The organism is Saccharothrix sp. NRRL B-16314 (assembly GCF_000716595.1).
Taxonomy (GTDB): domain Bacteria; phylum Actinomycetota; class Actinomycetes; order Mycobacteriales; family Pseudonocardiaceae; genus Actinosynnema.
In genome coordinates this window covers 218,148-237,019 of sequence record NZ_JNXC01000007.1, presented here as the reverse complement: position 1 = coordinate 237,019, position 18,872 = coordinate 218,148, and the positions used below count along the sequence as shown (strand labels likewise).

Genomic DNA, 18,872 nt, shown 5'->3' with positions numbered 1-18,872 from the left:
CGGACCGTCGGGGGCCGTTCCCGCGAACCGTTTCGAACAACGACAAGATTAGTGAGCATATTTCAGTTTCCACCGGGCGCGGCTTGCCGTATTGACACCACTGGAGCGCACTCCGCCGCACGTGTCCGGTTGGTCCGGATCGGGCAGGTAGCGCCTGGTTCAGGCGGCCGGCAGTCACCAGGCGGGCCATTTCGCCCGGCCGGTCGCGGAGTGCGGACAGCGCCCAGGTCGTCGGCTGGTGCCGCGCCGAGTCGGGGAACGCCGATCGCGGTGCGCCCGAACGTGGTCCTTCACGCTCCGGAGGATGGGGTGGTGCACCCGACCGGCCGGGTCGGGATCGGCCTCGACCCCCAGCGTGACGGTCGCGCCTCGGCCGCCGGTGGCGATCATCGTGCCGTCACGTCCCACCGACCCGGCCGCGCAGGGCCGACGCGTCGTCGACCGCGTTCCGGCGCCGGCGACCGGACTACGGCCGGCCATTCCCGCAGTTCGACCACGAGCCCTCCCCCGCACGGCTGGTGAACACGTCCGCCACGTCGACCTCCCCTGCCCACCTGTCGGCACGAGCAGTGATCGCGTTACGACCCACCGCGCCCTCGCGGGGGCCGGTCACGGCGCCGCCGCGGGTCCGGTCGAAGCCACAATTCCCGGTATTGCGCCGCGATTTCACCGGTCACGGTTGTTTCCGCACTTTATTTCCACCGGCCGGTCACCACGTGAATACAAATCACGGAAAAGCTTGACTCGACCCCGACGAACAGGCTGGAATCCCGTTCTTCCCATTTCACCCCTGAGGCCCGGGAGTGTCGGCCATGCACCGTCGGAGCGCGTTCTCCGTCCTACTCGTCGCGTTGCTCGCCACGGCGTGCGGCGCTGACGGCCGGACGGGGGCCGGAGCCGACGGCGACATCGCCGACAAACCCGTCGTCGGGGTGATCCTGCCGGACGACGAGGCGTCCTCGCGGTGGGTGGAGCAGGACAGACCGAAGCTCGCCCAGGCCTTGCGGTTCGCCGGTGTCGAGCCGTTGATCGAGCACGCCGACAACGACGAGGGCAGGTTCGCGAGCATCGCCGAAGACCTCATCCGGCAGCGGGTCGACGTCCTGGTGACCACGCCGCTGAGCCCGCGAGGCGGTGCGGACGTCGAGGCCATGGCGAAAGCCGCCGGCATCCCGGTCATCAACTACGACCGGATCAGCATGGGCGGCCACGCGGACTACTACGTCTCGTTCGACAACATCAACGTCGGCGAACTCCAGGCCGAAGGTCTGCTGAAGTGCCTGGGAGACAAACCGGGCGCGCACATCATCGAACTCCAAGGCTCACCCACCGACAACAACGCCACCTTGTTCGCGGAGGGCCAGCACCGCAAACTCCGGCCCCTGTACGACAACGGCACGTTGAAACTGGCGCAGAGCCACGCGGTCGACAAGTGGGACGTGGCCGAGGGCCGGATCGCGTTCGCCCGGATGCTCGACGCGAACGGCGGCCGGGTGGACGGCGTGGTCGCCGCCAACGACGGGTTGGCGGGCGCGGCGATCGAGGTGCTCGAGGAGCGGGGTCTCGCCGCCGGCCGGGTGCCGGTGACGGGCCAGGACGCCACCCTCGACGGCCTGCGCTCCATCCTGCGCGGCGACCAGTGCATGACGGTCTACAAGCCGATCCGCGACGAGGCCGAGGCCGCCGCGCGCCTGGCGGCGGCCGTCGCCAGGGGTGACCTCAGCGGCGCCGACGACCTGGCCACCGGCAACACCCGCGACCTGGTGTCCGGCCGGGACGTGAAGTCGGTGCTGCTGGGCGCGGACCTGATCACCGCGGAGAACGTCCGCCAGGTGGTCGTCGCGGAGAACGCGATCAAGCCCGCCGAGCTGTGCGCGGGCGACGTGGGCCCGGTGTGCGCCGACCTGGAGATCCTGGTCGGGTAGCCGCCGAGCCCGCACCGCCCGCGCCGGTCGCGCGCACCGCCCGCCAAGCCGCGGACCGGTGTCAGAAGTGGTCCTTCTCGGTCAGCTCGTGCTCGAACGCGTCCGCACTGGCGACGAGCATCGTCAGCGGCCGTTCGAACTCCTCCAGGACGCTCAGGTCCTCCAGCGGCACGGTGTGCTTGAGCAGGGCGACGCCGTCCACCACCGCCGCGCCGCCGACCAGGCACGTGCCGGCGAGTTCGAGCAGCCGGCCCGGGTCGACCTTGTCGGCGCGGCCGACGGCCGAGGAGATCTCCAGCCAGCCACCGCCGTCCTCGTCCGGCACGTGGTGCACCGCGACCTGCTGGGTCCGGCTGTTCTCCGTGTCCAGCCGGAAGCGCAGCCAGCTGTCCGTCTCCTCCAGCACCTCGTACCGCGTGCGGACGTAGCTGATCACATCGGTCCAGGTGGTCACCGTCGTTGCCTCCCGCGTCCGGCCACGTCACCACCGTAGTACCTGGCGCGCGTGGCACGGCGTGAACAACACCCCGGGAAGCGTTAGGTTCGCCCCATGGACGAGATGCCCGACATCAAGCCACGCAGCCGCGACGTCACCGACGGCCTGGAGCGGACCGCTGCGCGCGGCATGCTGCGGGCCGTGGGGATGGGGGACGACGACTGGGTCAAACCCCAGATCGGCGTCGCGTCGTCCTGGAACGAGATCACCCCGTGCAACCTCTCGCTGGACCGGCTGGCGAAGGCGAGCAAGGACGGCGTGCACGCCGGCGGCGGGTACCCGCTGGAGTTCGGCACGATCTCCGTGTCCGACGGCATCTCGATGGGCCACGAGGGCATGCACTTCTCGCTCGTGTCGCGCGAGGTGATCGCGGACAGCGTGGAGACGGTCATGCAGGCCGAGCGCCTGGACGGGTCGGTGCTGCTCGCCGGGTGCGACAAGTCGCTGCCCGGGATGCTGATGGCCGCGGCACGCCTCGACCTGGCCTCCGTGTTCCTCTACGCGGGCTCGATCCTGCCGGGCCGGGTCACGCTGTCGGACGGCAGCGAGCGCGAGGTGACGATCATCGACGCGTTCGAGGCGGTCGGCGCGTGCTCCAGAGGGCTGATGAGCCGCGCGGACGTCGACCTGATCGAGCGGGCCATCTGCCCCGGCGAGGGCGCGTGCGGCGGCATGTACACGGCGAACACGATGGCGAGCGCGGCCGAGGCGCTGGGCATGTCGCTGCCGGGCAGCGCGGCCCCGCCCGCGACCGACCGGCGCCGGGACGGGTTCGCCCGGCGGTCCGGTCAGGCGGTGGTGGAGATGCTGCGCAAGGGCATCACCGCCCGGCAGGTCATGACGCGGGAGGCGTTCGAGAACGCGATCGCCGTGGTGATGGCGTTCGGCGGCTCCACGAACGCCGTGCTGCACCTGCTGGCCATCGCGCACGAGGCGGAGGTGGAGCTGAGCCTGGACGACTTCACCCGGATCGGCGCGAGGGTGCCGCACCTGGCGGACGTGAAGCCGTTCGGCCGGCACGTGATGACGGACGTGGACCGGATCGGCGGTGTGCCGGTGGTGATGAAGGCGTTGCTGGACGCGGGTCTGCTGCACGGCGACTGCCTGACCGTCACCGGCCGCACGGTCGCCGAGAACCTGGCCGACATCGCGCCGCCGGACCCGGACGGCAGCGTGCTGCGGGCGGTGCACGAGCCGATCCACCGGACCGGCGGCATCACGATCCTGCGCGGCTCGCTGGCGCCGGACGGCGCGGTGGTGAAGTCGGCGGGGTTCGACTCGGACGTGTTCACCGGCACGGCCAGGGTGTTCGACCGCGAGCGCGCCGCGATGGACGCGCTGGAGGACGGCACGGTCAAGGCCGGTGACGTGGTGGTCATCCGGTACGAGGGCCCGAAGGGCGGGCCGGGGATGCGCGAGATGCTGGCCATCACGGCCGCGATCAAGGGCGCCGGCCTGGGCAAGGACGTGCTGCTGCTCACCGACGGCCGGTTCTCCGGCGGCACGACCGGCCTGTGCGTCGGCCACGTCGCGCCGGAGGCGGCGGACGGCGGGCCGATCGCGTTCGTCCGCGACGGCGACCCGATCACGCTGAACGTCGCCGACGGCACGCTGGACATCGGGGTGGACGCCGCCGAGTTGGCTGCCCGCCGGGTGGGCTGGGAGCCGCTGCCCGCGCGCTACCAGCGGGGCGTGCTGGCGAAGTACGCGAAGCTGGTCGGCTCGGCCTCGAACGGCGCGGTCTGCGGGTAGGTGCCACGAGCAGGGAGGACGGGCTCGGGCTCGTCGTCCCTGCTCGTGGACCGGCGTCAGTCGTACGTCCGCAGCACCAGGCAGAGCAGGTTCTCGTCGTCGTCCACGATCTCGAAGCCGGTGACGTTCTCGGAGTCAACGGGGAAGACGAAGGCGTTCGCGCCGGTGTCCCGGTCCAGCAGCGCCTCCACCCAGCCGGCCCGCCGGTGGTGCCGCCCCCTGGCCGCGATGTCGTCCCGCGCGCGGTGGAGGAAGTCGGGCACGTGGTCGTCGTCGAAGTGGTGCCCCGGGTACAGGGCCTCTTCCGCCCACAGCACCGCGAAGTCCTCGATCATGTGGATGTCGTCGTAGCCGTCGGTGCCCCACTTCGCCGCCTCGATCCGCGCGGGCTCGGCCAGCGGGATCACGACCATGCTGACGGAGTACCGGAACGCGTCGGGGTTCCAGGCGTCCGGGATGGTGGCGTGGCTGCCCACGTACACCGGATGGGAGCCTGCGGGTAGCCCGTGCGTGAACCCGCCCTCGGTGTGCGACGGCGTCTCCCAGGTGACCCGGCCGTTCACCACCACGAGGTCGCCCGCGTGGTCGAACCACTCGGGTCTGACCGTGCTGGACCGCGCGGGTGGAGCCGGCGCGTACTTGTCGGCCAAGCGCCACAACAGCCGTTCCACGTCCATGGGGTCGTGCCCTTCCGTTCGTCCGTTGCCCGTGCCGCCCGCCACGCCGATCACCGGTTCACCCGCCGCACCGCGATGCCCACTTCGTCGCGGGAGCCGGTGGCGATCACGAGTCGGCCGTGGCGTCGCCGCACGCGGTCATGGTCGCCACCTCGCCGTCACAGCTGACCGGTTCTCCCACTCGTCCCCCGGTCGCGGCGTCCCACCGCAACACGCCGGTCTCGGCGTCCCACCGCGCCGTCACGGCAGCCGCCCACGAGCAGCGTTCGCCCGTCCGGCAGGACGACCGGGACCAGGGAGAGCACGGGCGCGGTGTGGCCGGTGAGCGAATCGCCAGCCCGCTCGGTCCCAAGGTCCCAGCAGCGCACGTCGCCGTCGTCGGAAGCGCTGAACAGCGACGAGCCGGCGACGGCCAACGTCCGCACGGGTCCGGTGTGGGCGGTGATCGGGTCGCCCACGGGCAGGCCCGTCACCGCGTCCCACCGCCACAGCGCGCCGTCGGCGAAGCCGCCCACCAGCACCGTGCGGCCGTCCCGCACCGAGGCCGCGGCCAGCGACCAGACCGAGGACCGGCGTCCGTGCAGCGGATCGCCCACGGGCAGGCCCGTTGTCGCGTCCCACCGACGCACGTCGCCGTCGTCGGACCCGCTGAACGCGACCGTGCGGCCGTTCAAGCGTGCCGTGACCACCGCCCTCACCCACCCGGTGCGGGCGCCGCCCGCCAACCGCCGGCCGGTCGCCGCGTCCCACCGCTCCAGCCGGCCGTCCTGGAAACCACCGACGACCAGCGCGCGTCCGTCGTCGGCGGTCGTGGCGGCCGACGACCACACCCAGCCGGTGCCGTGGAGCGGGCCGTCCAGCGCCACTCCGGTGATCGCGTCCCACCGGCGCACACCGCCGTCGCTCGACCCGCTGACGAGCACCGTGCGCCCGCCGGGCGGCCGGACGACGGCCAGCGCGGTGACCGGTCCGCGGTGCGGGGGCTGGATCGACCATGGTCGCCCGGCTCGCCAGAGCTCTCGGTTCCCATGGACATGATCATTCGCCATCGCTCGCGGGCACCGCGCGGTAGGTGCGCCGGCGCGGCTCAGACCTCCAGCTCGCGCGGCAGCTTCGCGGGCGCCACCACGAAGTCCACCCGCTTGATCAGTCCTCCGTGGACGGTGAACGCGCAGACGAACCGGGTGGCGTTGCCGGTGAGCACGGCGAATCCCGGACCGCCGTTGACGGCGAGTGCCGCGATGCGTTCACCGGCGGCCATCTTGCGGCGCACGCCGACCAGGAACCGGCCCACCCGATCCGCGCCCAGCACCGGACGGCGGGCCACGCCGAGCATGCCGCCGCCGTCCGTGGTGAGCAGCACGTCCGGGTCCAGCACGGCCAGCAGTCCGCGCAGGTCGCCTTGGCCCACGGCACGCACGAAGGCATCCACCGCCCGCCGATGTTCCGCCGACTCCACCTCGACGCGTGGCGCACCAGCGGCGACGTGCGCCCGCGCCCGCACCGCGAGCTGCCGCACGGCAGCCGGGCTGCGCCCGACCACCGCGGCGATCTCCGGGAACGGCATGCCGAACACCTCGTGCAGCACCCACGTCGTGCGCTCGGCGGGCGTGAGGGTCTCCAGGACGACCATGAGCGCGAAGCTCACCGTGTCGTCCAGCGTCACCTGCTCGGCGGGGTCGGCGGCGAGGCCGACGAGCGGTTCCGGCAGCCACGGGCCGACGTACTCCTCCCGCTGCACGCGGGCCGACCGCAGCACGTCCACCGCCCGACGTGCCACGGCCACCACCGCCCACGCCTCGACGTCCCGGACGGGGTCGTGCCCGTCGGCGACGGTCAGCCGCAGCCAGCAGTCCGACACCACGTCCTGCGCCTCGGCGAGCGTGCCGACCAACGAGTACGCGACCCCGACCAGGCGCGGTCGGATGCGGGTGTACTCGGCGGCCAGTTCGGCGACCCGGTCGGTCACGGGCGCACCGACTCCAGGTACTCGGCGAACGTCACCTTGCCCTCGGTGTACTCGCCCTGCGGCGTCAGACCGCCGGTCGCGAGACCGTCCGGCCCCTCCCCCGCCTCCTCGACCCGCAGGTCGTCACCCCGGCGCGCCACCAGCTGCCGCGCCATGTCGACCAGCCGCAGCCGCTCGGGACCGGCGATCGGCAGGCTGAAGCCCTGCGGTCCGCCCTCCGCCAGCTCCACCAGCCGCGCCGCCACCTCCGCCGTCGACACCGGCTGCGACAGCATCGCCGGCACCTGGGCCACCGGCCCCGTCGCACCGGCCAGCACCTGGGACGGGAACTCGAAGAACTGCGTCGCCCGCAGCACCGTCCACGGCGCCGGCCCGCCCGACACCAACGCCTCCTGGTGCCGCTTGGCGAAGTAGTAGTCCAGGTCGACCTCGTCCACACCGACGATCGACAGCAGGACCAGGTGCCGGACGCCCGCCCGGACCGACGCGTCGAGCAGGTTGCCGGTGGCCTCGGTGAAGAACCGCTCGGCCTCCGCACGACCCCACTCCGGCGAGTTGGACACGTCGATCACCGCCTCGCACCCGTCCAGCGCCGCGTCGAGCCCGGCGCCGGTGGTCAGGTCGACCCCGCTCGACCGGCTGAGCACGACCGGGTCGTGCCCCGTCCGGGTCAGCTCCTCGACCACCCTGCGCCCCACCACACCCGTACCGCCCGCGACCGCGACCTTCATCGTCCACCCTCGACTCGTCCTGACCGGGAATCTGCCACTGACAGGACGATCGGGCCGGCCGGGCTGTGACATCTCCTCCGTCAGTCCTCGCCCCGGGCCAGTCGGGACGGCCACCAGATGCGCCGGCCGACGTCCACGGCCAGCGCGGGCACGAGCAGCGAGCGCACCACGAACGTGTCCAGCAGCACGCCGAACGCCACGATGAACGCGATCTGAGCGAGGAACAGGATGGGCAGCACCGCCAGCGCCGAGAACGTCGCCGCGAGCACCACGCCCGCCGACGTGATCACACCGCCGGTGATGGTCAGCCCACGCAGCACGCCTGCCCGCGTGCCTTGTCCGACGGCTTCCTCGCGGACCCTGGTCATCAGGAAGATGTTGTAGTCGATCCCCAGCGCCACCAGGAACACGAACCCGAACAGCGGCACCACCGGGTCGGCGCCGGGGAAGCCGAGGATCCCGTTGAACACGAGCGCCGCCACGCCCATGGTCGCCGCGAACGACAGCACGACCGTCGCGATCAGCAGCAACGGCGCGAGCAGCGACCGCAGGAGCAGCGCCAGCACCAGGAAGATCACCAGCAGCACGATCGGGATGATCACCAGCCGGTCGCGCTCGGACGTGGTCTGCGTGTCGAGCTGGGTCGCGGTGGGTCCGCCGACCTTGGCGTCGGCGTCCGGCACCGCGCGGACCGCGTCACGCAGCCGTTGCACGGTGGCCAGCGCGGCCTCGGAGTCGGCCGGGTCGTCGAGCACGACGTCCAGCCGGACCAGGCCCGAAGCCTCGCCGGCAGCACGCACCCCGGACACGCCCGGCACGTCCGCCGCCCTGGTCACCGCCTCGGCCTGAGCCGCGCGCGCCAGCACCACCGTCGGCGCGCCGCTGCCGCCCGGGAAGTGCCGGGACAGCACTTCCTGCCCGGCCACCGAGTCGACGTCGGTGAGGAACACGTCCGACTGGGCCGTGCCGGACGCCTTGAGCTGCGGCACGAACGCGACACCGACGAGCAGCACCAGCGTCGTGAGGACCCACGTGGCCCGTGGCCGGGCGGAGATCAGCCCGGCGACCCGCGCCCACAGCCCGCTCGCCTCCGGGTGCGGCGAGCCGAGCTCCGGTCGACGCGGCCAGAACGCGGCCCGGCCGAGGAGCACCAGAACGGCGGGCAGGAACGTGACGGAGGCGAGCAGCGCCGCGCCGATGCCGATCGCGGCCACCGGGCCGAGGCCCTTGTTCGAGTTGAGGTCGCTGAACAGCAGGCACAGCACGCCGAGCACCACCGTGCCCGCCGACGCGGCGATGGGCTCGATGGTGGCCCGCCACGCCACCCGCATGGCCTGGTAGCGGTCGTCGGTGTCGCGCAGCTCCTCGCGGAACCGGGACACGAGCAGCAACGCGTAGTCCGTGGCCGCGCCGAAGACGAGGATGAACAGGATGCCCTGGCTCTGGCCGTTGAGGTCGAGCACGCCGCCGTCGGCGAGCAGGTACACGGCGAGGCTGGCCAGGCCGAGCGCGAACACACCGGACACCAGCACCACGAGCGGCAGCAGCGGGCTCCGGTAGACCAGCACGAGGATCAGCGCCACCACCGCGCCCGCGACCAGGAGCAGCAGGCCGTCGATGCCGCTGAACGCCTCCTTCAGGTCGGCGACCTGGGCGGCGGGGCCGGTGACCAGCACGGTGAGCCCGTCGGGCGGGTCGGTCACCTTCCCCCTGATGTCCTCCACCGCGCCCGCCGGGTCTTCGGGGTCGACCACGATGACGACCTGCGCGCCCTGGTCGTCCCGGGTGGACGGGATGACCGGCGACGCCTGACCGGGGAAGCCGCGGCTGCCCAGGTACTCGCGGTCCGCCGGGGTGAGCCCGGTGGCGCGTTCGGCCACCACGATCGCGGGCAGGCCGCGCGCGTCACCGAACGACTTGACCAGCTCCGAGACCTCGGTGGCCTCGGCGGACGACGGCAGGAACGCGGTGCTGTCGTTGACGGCCACCTCGCTCAGCTTGCCCGCGAACGGACCGGAGATGCCGCCGAGCGCCAGCCACGCGACCGCCACGAGGGCGGGCAACAGCCAGCGGGTGCGGGTTCGGGTGCGGGTTGCCTGCACGGGAGAATGACCTCCAGGGCCACGTAGTTCGACAGTCTGATAGTTCGACAATCGAAACAATAAGGGGAGGGTGGATGGCCGACAACTCGGACCTGGTCAGGTTGCTCCGGCAGCTCACCGTCGAAACCGACCGGTTCGCGGAACTGTTCGGCGAGAAGCAGCGGATGCACCGCACCGACCTGAACGCGCTCGCGGTGATCATGGACGCGCGCTGGGGCGGAGAGCCGATGACGCCGACCAGACTGGCAGAATCGCTGCACATGAGCGCGTCGGCGACCACGTCCGTGCTCGACCGGCTCGAAGCCGCCGGGCACGTCGAGCGCACCCGCAGCGCGCACGACCGGCGCAAGGTCGAGGTACTGGTGCGGGACAAGGCGCTGGAGCTGGGCCGCCGCTTCTTCGGCCCGCTCGACGGCGCGTTCACCAGGGCGTGGGAGCAGTTCAGCGAAGCGGACAAGGAGGTCGTCGCGCGGTTCCTGAGCGCGAGCATCGACGCCACCGTGTCGGTGCGGGCCGACCAGGCCTCGGTGCCGGACTGACCTCCGCGTCGCCGCCGCGAGGCGCGAACGGGCATAATTCACCCGCTGTGGAAAAAATTTCGCTACGCTCGGTCCAGTGCGAATCCTCTTCTCGAGCCTGCAGACACACGGACACACCTACCCCCTGATGCCGCTCGCGATCGCCGCGCGCGCGTTGGGCAACGACGTCACGTTCGTCACCGGGGAAGCGTTCGCGGACGCGTTGACCGCGCACGGCATCGAGCACGTCACCGGCGGCTTCGGCATGCGCGATGCGTTCGCGCTGGCACAAGAGGGCATGCCGGTGGGGAGGGCGCAGGACGTCCGGCCACAGGTGATCCCGCTGGTGTTCGGCTCGGTGCTGCCGCGCCGCTTCGCCGCCGACCTCGCGCCGATCGTCGCCGAGCGCAAGCCCGACCTGATCGTGCACGAACTGGCCAACCCGGGCGCGGGGCTGGCCGCGAAGGTCGCCGGCGTGCCCGCCCTGTGCCACTCGTTCGGGCGAATGTGGCAGCCGGACGACGTCGGCGCCAACTCGCAGGCGCACCTGGCCGAGGTCGCCGCGGACCTCGGCGTCTCAGTGCCGACCGACGACCTGATGGTGCTTGGCAACCCGTACGTGGACATCTGCCCGTCTTCGGTGCAGGACCGGGCTTTCCTGGCGAGGTCCCCCGAGCGGGTCGAGCTGCGGCCGGTGTCGTTCGCCGAGCCGGGCGACCTGCCGTCGTGGGTGGTCGAGCACCGCGAGCCGTTGGTGTACCTGACGTTGGGCACCGCGTTCGGTGACGTTGGCGTGCTGCGGACCGCCATCGAGGGCTTGGCGGCGACGGGCGTGCGGGTGCTCGTGGCCGCCGGTCCGACGGTCGAGGTGGGCGCGCTCGGCGACGTGCCCGACAACGTCGTCGTGGTGCCGTGGGTGCCGCAGGCGGACCTGTTGCCGCACGTGGACCTCGTCGTGCACCACGGTGGCAGCGGCACGACTCTGGGCACGTTCGGCGTCGGCGCGCCGCAGCTCGTCCTGCCGCAGGGCGCGGACCAGTTCAGCAACGCCGAGATGGTGGTCGAGGCGGGGCTGGGCGACCGGTTGATCGGTGACGACCTGACCGCCGAGGCGATCGCGGCCAAGGCGCGGCACCTGCTCGCCGACGAGGCCGTGCGCGGTGCGGCGCGGGCGATCGCCGACGAGGTGGCCGCCATGCCGTCACCGCACGACGTGGCCCGCAGGCTGCACGAGTACGCCTGAACCACCCTGGCCGCGTCCCCCTGCCGCGGGGCGCGGCCAGGCACGGGTGGTCGGACTTATGCGTTAAGTCGAACCACTCATCGCAACTCCTGCACCGCTCGTCGTGGCTTGCTTGACCGGTTAATCACCTCGCTGCCACGGTCGGCGACGCCACCACTGACGACTGGCGTTGGGAGACCTTCATGGCAGGACACGTCGGGAAACTGGCCGTGATCGCCGCACTCGTGGCGACCATGACGGCGCAGCCCGCCGCCACCGCCCACGGCACACCGTGGGTGGCCGGCTGGGCGGCGAGCCCCGTGGTCGGCAGCGAGATCCCGTGGAGCGACTGCCCGGCCGGACGGGGACTGGAGAACCAGACCGTGCGGAACGTGGTGTTCCTGAGCGCCGGCGGTCGATCCGTGCGGGTCCGGCTGACGAACGCGTTCGGCGCCACGCCGCTGGAGGTCGGACGGGCCTCGGTCGCGGTGCAGGCGTCCGGTGACGCGGCGGTGCCGGGCACGATGCGCGCGTTGACGTTCAAGGGCAGGCGCAGCGTCACGGTGCCGGCCGGGCGGGAGGTCTTCAGCGACCCGGTCCGGTTGGACGTGCAGGCGCTGTCGACCCTGCTGGTGAGCGCCTACGTGCCGCGCGCCACCGGTCCGCTGACGAACCACCCGTTCACCGCGCAGGGCAACTACCTGGCGCCGGGCGACCGGACCGGCGTGCAGTCGGGCGGGTTCCAGGACACGCCGTGCTGGATGGTCGTCAACGGCGTGGACGTGGCGCCGTCACGGCGGGTCGCGGGCGCGGTGGTGGCCTTCGGCGACTCGATCACCGACACCGCGAACACCACCGGCAACGCGAACCGCCGCTGGCCGGACTTCCTGGCCCGGCGGCTGGACGCGGTGCCGGGCAGGACGCTGTCCGTGGTGAACGCGGGCCTGGGCGGCAACCGCCTCATCGCAGACCGGGACGAGCCGTTCTGGGGCGTCGCGGGCGTGACGCGGGTGCAGCGGGACGTGCTGTCGCAGACCGGCGTGAAGGCGATGATCCTGCTGGAGGCCGTGAACGACATCGGCTACAGCGCGTCGGCCGAGGACCTGATCGCCGGGCACCGCGACGTGATCGCACAGGCGCGGGCCAAGGGCGTGAAGGTGTACGGGGGCACGGTCCTGCCGTTCAAGGGGTCGTTCATCTGGACCGAGGAGCGCGAGGCGACCTGGCGCGCGCTGAACGACTGGATCCGCACCTCGGGCGAGTTCGACGGCGTGGTGGACTTCGCCGCCGCGACGGCGGTCCCGGGCGATCCGGCCACGCTGGCACCCGCCTACGACAGCGGCGACCACCTGCACCCGAACGACGCGGGCACGGAAGCGATGGCGAACGCGATCGACCTGGCGATGCTGCTGGAGCGCTGAGCCCCGTCGTGCGCCGCGCATCGGCTGTCCCCGTGCACGCCTCGTCAACCGGGGCGTGCACGGGGGCTCGACGGTCCCCCCGGGTCGGCCGCTACCAGCGGTGCCAGTAGGGGGTGGCGTCGGGGCCGTAGAGCACGAGGTTGGAGTCGCTCTGCACGACGAAGCGATCGGCCGCGGTCCCCCAGCTGTGGGTGTGCCACTTGGCTTCGCCGGCGGGGGTGTAGACGACGAAGTTGCCGTCGGGCTGCAGGATCGCGTAGGTGGCTCCGGAGCCGTCGGTGCGGCTGTGCCACAACGCCTCGCCGGTCGAGGCGTAGAGCACCAGGTTGCCGTCGGGCTGCATGATCAGCCGGAACCTGTTGTCGGGAGAGGTCCGGTACTCGCCGACGGCCAGGCGGTCGCCGCGCACCACCCGGTCGTCCGCGACGTTGACGACCGCGACGTACTGGCCCCCTCGCTGGACCACGTACGCTTCGGCGCCGTTCGGCGTGATGGCCAGGGAGAACGGGGTGAGGCCGACCGGCTTGGTGCGGACAACGGCGTTGGTGGCCACGTCGATCGTCGTCAGGGTGTTCCCGTCGTGACCCGTGACGTGCACCTGGCGACCGTTCGGCGCGGCGGCCACGCCCACGGGCTTCCCGGGCGCGTCGATGGTCGCCCTGACCTGGTTGGCCGCGGTCGCGATCATGTACACCTTGTCGCCCAAGCCGCTGGTGACGTACACGCGCAGGCCGTCCGGCGTGATGGCGAGCCTGTTGGGGGCGGTGCCCAGCGGCACGGTGGCGATCACGCTGTCGGTCGCGGTGCTGACCACCATGACGCTCTTGGTGTGGAAGTCCGCGATGTAGACGCGAGAACCGTCAGGAGTGACCTTCACGTCCGTCGGGCCGTTGTTGCCGATGTGGACCGCGCGGGCGGTGCCGGTGGCGGTGTCGATCACCGACAGGTAACCGAAGCCGACGACGTAGGCCTTCTTCCCGTCCGGCGTGACGGTGACGGCGTTCGGGGACCTCAGCGGTGCCACCGAAACAGTCCTGACGACCGACTTGGTCGCGGTGTCGATCACCGACACCGAGCCCTGATCGGTGTTGTGGTCACCGACGTTCGCGATGTACGCGGTCCGGTTGTCCGGGCTGAAAGCGATGCCCTCGGGCTGCGTGCCGACCTTGATGGTGCCGGTGACCGTCCTGGTGGCGGTGTCGATGACCGACACCGTGCGGTCGTACGCGTTGGTGACGTACGCGAACGCCCCGTTCGGGCTGATCGCGACCCAGATCGGGTTCGACCCGACGCCGATGCTGTTGGGCCTGTCGTCGGCCGTCGCCGTGGTGGGCACCGACGCGATCAGGCCCGCGACGAGCAGGACGACGAGCGCGGCTGATCTTCGCCGGATTCTTGGTGTTCGACCGTGCATGACGCATGACCCCCTTCGACCGTGCGGGCCGGCATTCAGCCGCGCCCGGCGCACCGGATCTTGCCAGACGGGTGCGCCGACCTCGGCTGGAATTTCCGGCTTCACCGGCGGAAACGCCGCCATCACAGGAGCCGGCCACCCAGCACGCCTCCGGCTGCGGCGCGGTCAGCGGAACGGGGCGGTGAAGCAGGCCACCCGGCCGCCGGCGCTGCCCGCGCGGCCCTGCTCGGTCGCGGTCTTGGGCTGTTCGTGGAACACGATCGAGGACGGCACGCGGTCGCCGAAGACGAACGGGACGGTGGTCTCACCCGAACCGTTGCCCTGGCCGTCGGTGGTGAGGTCCAGCCAGATCTCGTTCTGCGGGTTGGCGTACGCCGGGTCGACGGACGGCCGGTCCGGTGTCGCGGCCGGGTCGACCTCGTGCTGGTAGTGCGGACCCGCGTCGGTGCCGGTGAGGCCGCACGGTTCGGTGTGCGCGTGGACGGCGTAACCCCGGTCGGGCTGGAGCAGTTCGACGGTCAGGCGCACGGTCGTCGCGCCCTCGCCCTCCATCACTTCCAGTTCCAGCCGGCCGCCGGCCGGGGCGGCGGACTGGTCGTAGGTGAACGCCGTGTCGGCCGCGTCCACCGGTGCGAGCACGCCGATCTGCCTGCTGGTCACCTTCGCCTGGGCCGTCCGATCGGGTGGCGCCGACTCACCGCCGCAACCCGCCGTGCCGCAACCCACCGCGACGCAGAGCGCGGAGACGACGATGACGGTGCGCATACCGGCTCCCTTCGACGTCGGTCACCGGCCGACTACCCCCGTCACGCCGCGTGAAACCGTCCGCACGCACAGCACACCACCCGCCCGGGTGGATTCCCGCTAGTCCGGGCCGGCGCGGGAAACCTGTCGCCGACGCCGCCGGACGCACAGCGGCGGCGCACCTCGGCAGAGGGGATTTCGATGAGCACCCGTACTTTGATCGCCGTCCTCGCCTGCACGGCGGCGTTCCACGCCCCGGTCGTGCACGCCGCCCCCGACGCGAAGATCGCGTGCGGCACGACGGCCGAGGACCGCGTGACCTCGCGCAGCGAGACCGACGCCAGGTCGCGGTCCTGGCTCGACGCGCAGGTGCCGTACAACCAGCAGTCCTGCTACCAGAACGAGTACGGCAGCTACCGCACCGACTGCTCCGGTTACGTCTCGATGGCGTGGGGCCTCACCCACTCCCGCACCACGGTCACGCTGCGGGACGTCGCCACCGAGATCCCGCGCGCCGACCTCCGGCCGGGTGACGCGCTCACCAACGCCAACCACGCGGCGTTGTTCGTGCGCTGGGCGGACGGTGCGCAGTCGGAACCGGTCGTGCGCGAGCAGACCGGCCCCGACGGCGCACCGCCGGTGGAGCGGACGTGGTCTGCGGCGACGGCGGGCGCCTACACGCCCGTCCGCTACTACCGGATCACCGAGGACTGAGCGTCAGCTCTGGCAGGCCACCCCGTTGAGGCTGAAGGAGTTCGGCTTGGCGTTGGCGCCGGTCCAGCTGCCCAGGAACCCGAACGACACGGAGCCGCCGGGCGGCAGCGTGCTGTTCCACGCCGCGTGCCGCACGGTCACCGACGCGCCGTCCTGGGTGTGGACGCCGCCCCAGAGCTGCGTGATCCGCTGACCGTCGGCGAACGACCAGGCCAAGGTCCACGGGTTCACGGCCGCGGTGCCCCGGTTGGTGATCCGGACCTCGCCCTGGAACCCGCCCTGCCACTGGCTGCCGATCGTGTACGCCACCGCGCACGTCGACGGCGGCACAGTCGTGGTCGTGGTCGTGGTCGTGGTGGTTGTAGTCGTCGTGGTGGTGGTCGTCGTGGTCGTCGTCGTGGTCTGGCCGATCCGGCTCGGGTCCACGACGCCCCAGTACGCGTCCTTGGCCTGCAAGCGGGTGTCGAACAGCAGCGGGTGGTCCTTGCGGGTCACCGGGAAGCTGTCCAGCCAGGTGCCGTCGTCCGCCAAGCCCCACAACGTGACCGAGCTGACGTCGTCGGAGTAGCGCTTGTACAGCTCGAACATGTCGCGGTAGCGGTAGGCCTGGGTGAGCAGCACCTCGCGCGGCGGCGTCGGGTACGACTGGCTGTTGTCGGTGTAGACGGAGATGTCCATCTCGGTGATCTGCTGGTCGATCCCCAGCGGCGCGAACTTGGTCAGCATCGCCTCGGTCTCGGCGACGGACGGCCACTGCACGTTGATGTGCATCTGGTGGCCCACCGCGTCGATCGGCACGCCCTCGGCGCGCAGCTGCACGACCAGGTCGTAGAGCTTGTCGCGCTTCGACGGCACGTTGGTGTTGTAGTCGTTGATCACCAGCCGGGCGTCCGGCGCGACCTCGCGGGCCACCCGGAACGCCGTGCGGAGGTAGTCCAGCCCGGTCAGCTCGAACCACTTGCTGCGGCGCAGCCCGTCGGACTGGTTCTCGTCGATGACCTCGTTCACCACGTCCCACACGGGGATGTCGGCGCCGTAGTGGCCGACAACGGCACGGATGTGCGCGTCCAGGCGGGCGAGCACGAGCGCCTTGCTCTCCGGCGTCGCGGTCAGGTCGTTGCCCGCCGCGTCCTTGAACACCCACGCCGGGGTCTGCTGGTGCCAGACCAGCGTGTGCCCGCGCACCGTGGAGCCGTTGGCCTTCGCCCAGTCGACCAGGGCGTCCGCGTCGGCGAACCGGAACGTGCCCTCGGCGGGCTCGGTGGCGTCCCACTTGAGCTGGTTGCCGGGGGTGATGGAGTTGAAGTGCTTGGCGAGCAACTGCCCGTGGTTGTTGAGGATCTGCGCGTTCTCGACCGCCGCGCCCACCGTGAAGTGGTCGGCCAGCACGTCCTTCACCGACGGGATGTCGGTCTGGATCGGCGGCAGCGGCGTGTAGGACATCGAGAAGTCGTCGATGTGCAGCGAGGCGGTCGCGCCGGCCGCCTCGACGTAGGTGGTGAGGAAGTCGACGTCGGCGGCGAGCGTGTAGGTGCCCTTCAGGTTGACCCACCCGTCGGCGGTGACAGCGGTGCTGCCGACCACCTGGTCGTACGACGGGGTGCCGGCGGTGTGGCGCTCGACCGACAGGCCGGCGCTCGTGGCCGCTTGGCCCGCGGCCAGCCGCACCCACACCGAGAGCTCGTAGCGGACGCCCTTCTGCGCTTTGTCCAGGATGCTCAGGGCGGGACCTTGCCAACCGGCGGTGCGACCGGTGACGGCGAGGCTGTGCGTGCCGCTGTGTGCCACCGCGGTGCTGGGCTCGACGACTTCGCTCGCCCGGCCCGTCCACCCTTGCGCGGTTCCGTCGTCGAACGTGCTCGAGACGACGACCACCGGCTCGTCGGCTGCTGCGGCCCGGGGGCTCGCTTGCGCTGCGATCGCGACCAGGCCGGCCAGGACCGAGGTCGCGAGCACACCGGCGAGAACTCTCCTCATCGAGAATCCCTCTTCCGTCGGGGCAATTTCTGGGAGCGCTCCCAGACATCTCGCCCGGACTATAGGCAGCCCCGGAGGACGCCGCCCAGCCGCCATTCAGCCCAAACGCCCGCCTACTCGCACCCGACGCCGTCGTTGTTGCCATCCAGGCGGTAGTCGTCCGGACCGATGACGGTGATCGGGCCCAGCACGTACTCGGGACCGTCGCCTCTGCCGCCCTCGCAGTCGACGTCGCTCACGATCGGCACGCACGGCACGTAACTGGGGTGGCAGCCGTCGTTGGGTGCGGGCACGGGTGCGGGCGGGGGCTGCGGAGCCTGCGTGGCCGGGTTGGGCTGCGGCTGCGGCTGCGGGTTCGGCTGCGGGTTCGGCTGCGGCTGCGGGTTGGGGGCTGGCGCAGCCGTGGTGGTGGTCGAAGTCGTGGTGGTGGTGGTGGGAGTCGTCGTCGTGGTGGTTGTCGTTGTCGCAGTTGTCGTCGACGTGGTGGTCGTGGTCGGCGCGGCGGTGGTCATCGCCTCCGTGGCGGACGCGGCGGACGTCGTCAGTGCGCCGGACGGGACCTCAGTGGACTTCGGGTCGGACAACAAGCCGATGACGACGAACAAGGCCACCACAGCACCGACGGCGTTCACCACCTTGCGGCGTGACTTGGCCTTTTCCGGTGGGGCGGAGGCGTTCTGCGGAGGTGGCGCGACGACGTTGGACGGGTTGAACGGGTTGCGCGGCAGGTAGAGCACGACTTCCAGACCGCGATCACCCCGCCGGATCGCGGCCTCGCAGCCCGGCGTGCCGCCACCGTCGATGACCTGGCCGACCACGTCGGCGTAGCGCCGCGACATCAGGTACGTCAGCTCGCCGACCCGCTGCCCGTCCAACCGGACCTCGATGGCGTACTGGCCGCGGTGCTTGCCCGCTCCGATGACGCACCACGCCAGCGAGACCGCGACCCGTCTCTCCGCCGGCACTGTGGGATACCTCGCCAGCCACGCCTGCTGGTGTTCCTCCCCGGTCACGACCACCGGGACCCCGGCCTCCAGCATGACCAGGCCTGACGCCGAGTTCTCCATACGCACTCCAGCGACGAACGTGTCTACGTCGCTCATCGGCGCGGTTCGACCGACCGTTACGAGCAGGCGTGAGCGCCTTACCAGACCGCCGCACCACTGCCGTGCCGCGTCCCAAGAGGACGTGGGCATGATGGGCGTCCACG

The 18,872-nt window shown here is 71.6% G+C and carries 16 protein-coding genes; 6 read left to right on the top strand and 10 right to left on the bottom strand.

Annotation, left to right across the window (positions count from 1 at the left end; all coding sequences use genetic code 11):
• The first annotated feature begins 812 nt into the window (after nt 1–812).
• Complete coding sequence (locus OQ02_RS14600) at nt 813–1,925, top strand: sugar ABC transporter substrate-binding protein (RefSeq protein WP_033439033.1); 1,113 nt, start codon at nt 813–815, stop codon at nt 1,923–1,925.
• Between the two features lie 61 nt (nt 1,926–1,986).
• Here OQ02_RS14600 and OQ02_RS14595 read toward each other — a convergent pair whose 3' ends face one another.
• On the bottom strand, nt 1,987–2,379 hold the full coding sequence (locus tag OQ02_RS14595; protein WP_033438920.1) for a hypothetical protein: 393 nt from the start codon (nt 2,377–2,379) through the stop codon (nt 1,987–1,989).
• Between the two features lie 105 nt (nt 2,380–2,484).
• Here OQ02_RS14595 and ilvD point away from each other — a divergent pair, with 105 nt between their 5' ends.
• Nucleotides 2,485–4,173 carry a dihydroxy-acid dehydratase gene (ilvD, locus tag OQ02_RS14590; protein ID WP_197043339.1) on the top strand — a complete coding sequence of 563 codons (1,689 nt, stop codon included), beginning with the start codon at nt 2,485–2,487 and terminating at the stop codon, nt 4,171–4,173.
• A gap of 56 nt (nt 4,174–4,229) precedes the next feature.
• Here ilvD and OQ02_RS14585 read toward each other — a convergent pair whose 3' ends face one another.
• The 5 genes from OQ02_RS14585 to OQ02_RS14565 all read right to left on the bottom strand — a co-directional run bounded on the left by OQ02_RS14585 (nt 4,230) and on the right by OQ02_RS14565 (nt 9,652).
• Complete coding sequence (locus OQ02_RS14585) at nt 4,230–4,904, bottom strand: hypothetical protein (RefSeq protein WP_033438918.1); 675 nt, start codon at nt 4,902–4,904, stop codon at nt 4,230–4,232.
• A gap of 104 nt (nt 4,905–5,008) precedes the next feature.
• A complete protein-coding gene (locus OQ02_RS14580) occupies nt 5,009–5,899 on the bottom strand; it encodes a WD40 repeat domain-containing protein (protein WP_331281535.1) in 891 nt (296 codons plus the stop codon).
• A 38-nt stretch (nt 5,900–5,937) separates the two neighbouring features.
• Entirely contained in the window at nt 5,938–6,819 is an 882-nt protein-coding gene (sigJ, locus tag OQ02_RS14575) for an RNA polymerase sigma factor SigJ (RefSeq protein ID WP_033438916.1), read from the bottom strand.
• Nucleotides 6,816–7,550, bottom strand: coding sequence for an SDR family oxidoreductase (locus OQ02_RS14570; RefSeq protein WP_033438915.1), 735 nt, complete (start codon nt 7,548–7,550; stop codon nt 6,816–6,818). The genes sigJ and OQ02_RS14570 overlap by 4 nt, the downstream gene beginning before the upstream one ends.
• A gap of 80 nt (nt 7,551–7,630) precedes the next feature.
• A complete protein-coding gene (locus tag OQ02_RS14565; protein ID WP_033438914.1) occupies nt 7,631–9,652 on the bottom strand; it encodes an MMPL family transporter in 2,022 nt (673 codons plus the stop codon).
• Between the two features lie 74 nt (nt 9,653–9,726).
• Between OQ02_RS14565 and OQ02_RS14560 the strand changes: the two genes are divergently transcribed.
• The 3 genes from OQ02_RS14560 (at nt 9,727) to OQ02_RS14550 (ending at nt 12,813) form a co-directional block, all read left to right on the top strand.
• The gene (locus OQ02_RS14560; protein WP_033438913.1) at nt 9,727–10,191 is read left to right on the top strand and encodes a MarR family winged helix-turn-helix transcriptional regulator; all 465 of its coding nucleotides are present in this window, start codon (nt 9,727–9,729) and stop codon (nt 10,189–10,191) included.
• 76 nt (nt 10,192–10,267) lie between these two features.
• Nucleotides 10,268–11,413: a glycosyltransferase gene (locus tag OQ02_RS14555; protein ID WP_033438912.1), complete on the top strand. Its 1,146-nt coding sequence runs from the start codon at nt 10,268–10,270 to the stop codon at nt 11,411–11,413.
• A 182-nt stretch (nt 11,414–11,595) separates the two neighbouring features.
• A complete protein-coding gene (locus tag OQ02_RS14550; RefSeq protein ID WP_033438911.1) occupies nt 11,596–12,813 on the top strand; it encodes an SGNH/GDSL hydrolase family protein in 1,218 nt (405 codons plus the stop codon).
• A gap of 91 nt (nt 12,814–12,904) precedes the next feature.
• On the opposite strand, the gene OQ02_RS14545 is transcribed toward OQ02_RS14550, so the two are convergent.
• Together OQ02_RS14545 and OQ02_RS14540 are read right to left on the bottom strand one after the other, a co-directional pair.
• On the bottom strand, nt 12,905–14,227 hold the full coding sequence (locus OQ02_RS14545; protein WP_197043327.1) for a YVTN family beta-propeller repeat protein: 1,323 nt from the start codon (nt 14,225–14,227) through the stop codon (nt 12,905–12,907).
• Between the two features lie 165 nt (nt 14,228–14,392).
• The gene (locus OQ02_RS14540) at nt 14,393–14,992 is read right to left on the bottom strand and encodes a superoxide dismutase family protein (RefSeq protein WP_051772296.1); all 600 of its coding nucleotides are present in this window, start codon (nt 14,990–14,992) and stop codon (nt 14,393–14,395) included.
• A gap of 180 nt (nt 14,993–15,172) precedes the next feature.
• Here OQ02_RS14540 and OQ02_RS14535 point away from each other — a divergent pair, with 180 nt between their 5' ends.
• On the top strand, nt 15,173–15,685 hold the full coding sequence (locus OQ02_RS14535) for a hypothetical protein (protein ID WP_156077046.1): 513 nt from the start codon (nt 15,173–15,175) through the stop codon (nt 15,683–15,685).
• Between the two features lie 3 nt (nt 15,686–15,688).
• Here OQ02_RS14535 and OQ02_RS14530 read toward each other — a convergent pair whose 3' ends face one another.
• Nucleotides 15,689–17,662, bottom strand: a complete 1,974-nt coding sequence (locus OQ02_RS14530; RefSeq protein WP_033438910.1) for an endo-1,4-beta-xylanase — start codon at nt 17,660–17,662, stop codon at nt 15,689–15,691.
• A gap of 113 nt (nt 17,663–17,775) precedes the next feature.
• Nucleotides 17,776–18,729, bottom strand: a complete 954-nt coding sequence (locus OQ02_RS44785; protein WP_051772294.1) for a hypothetical protein — start codon at nt 18,727–18,729, stop codon at nt 17,776–17,778.
• Nucleotides 18,730–18,872 lie beyond the last annotated feature (143 nt).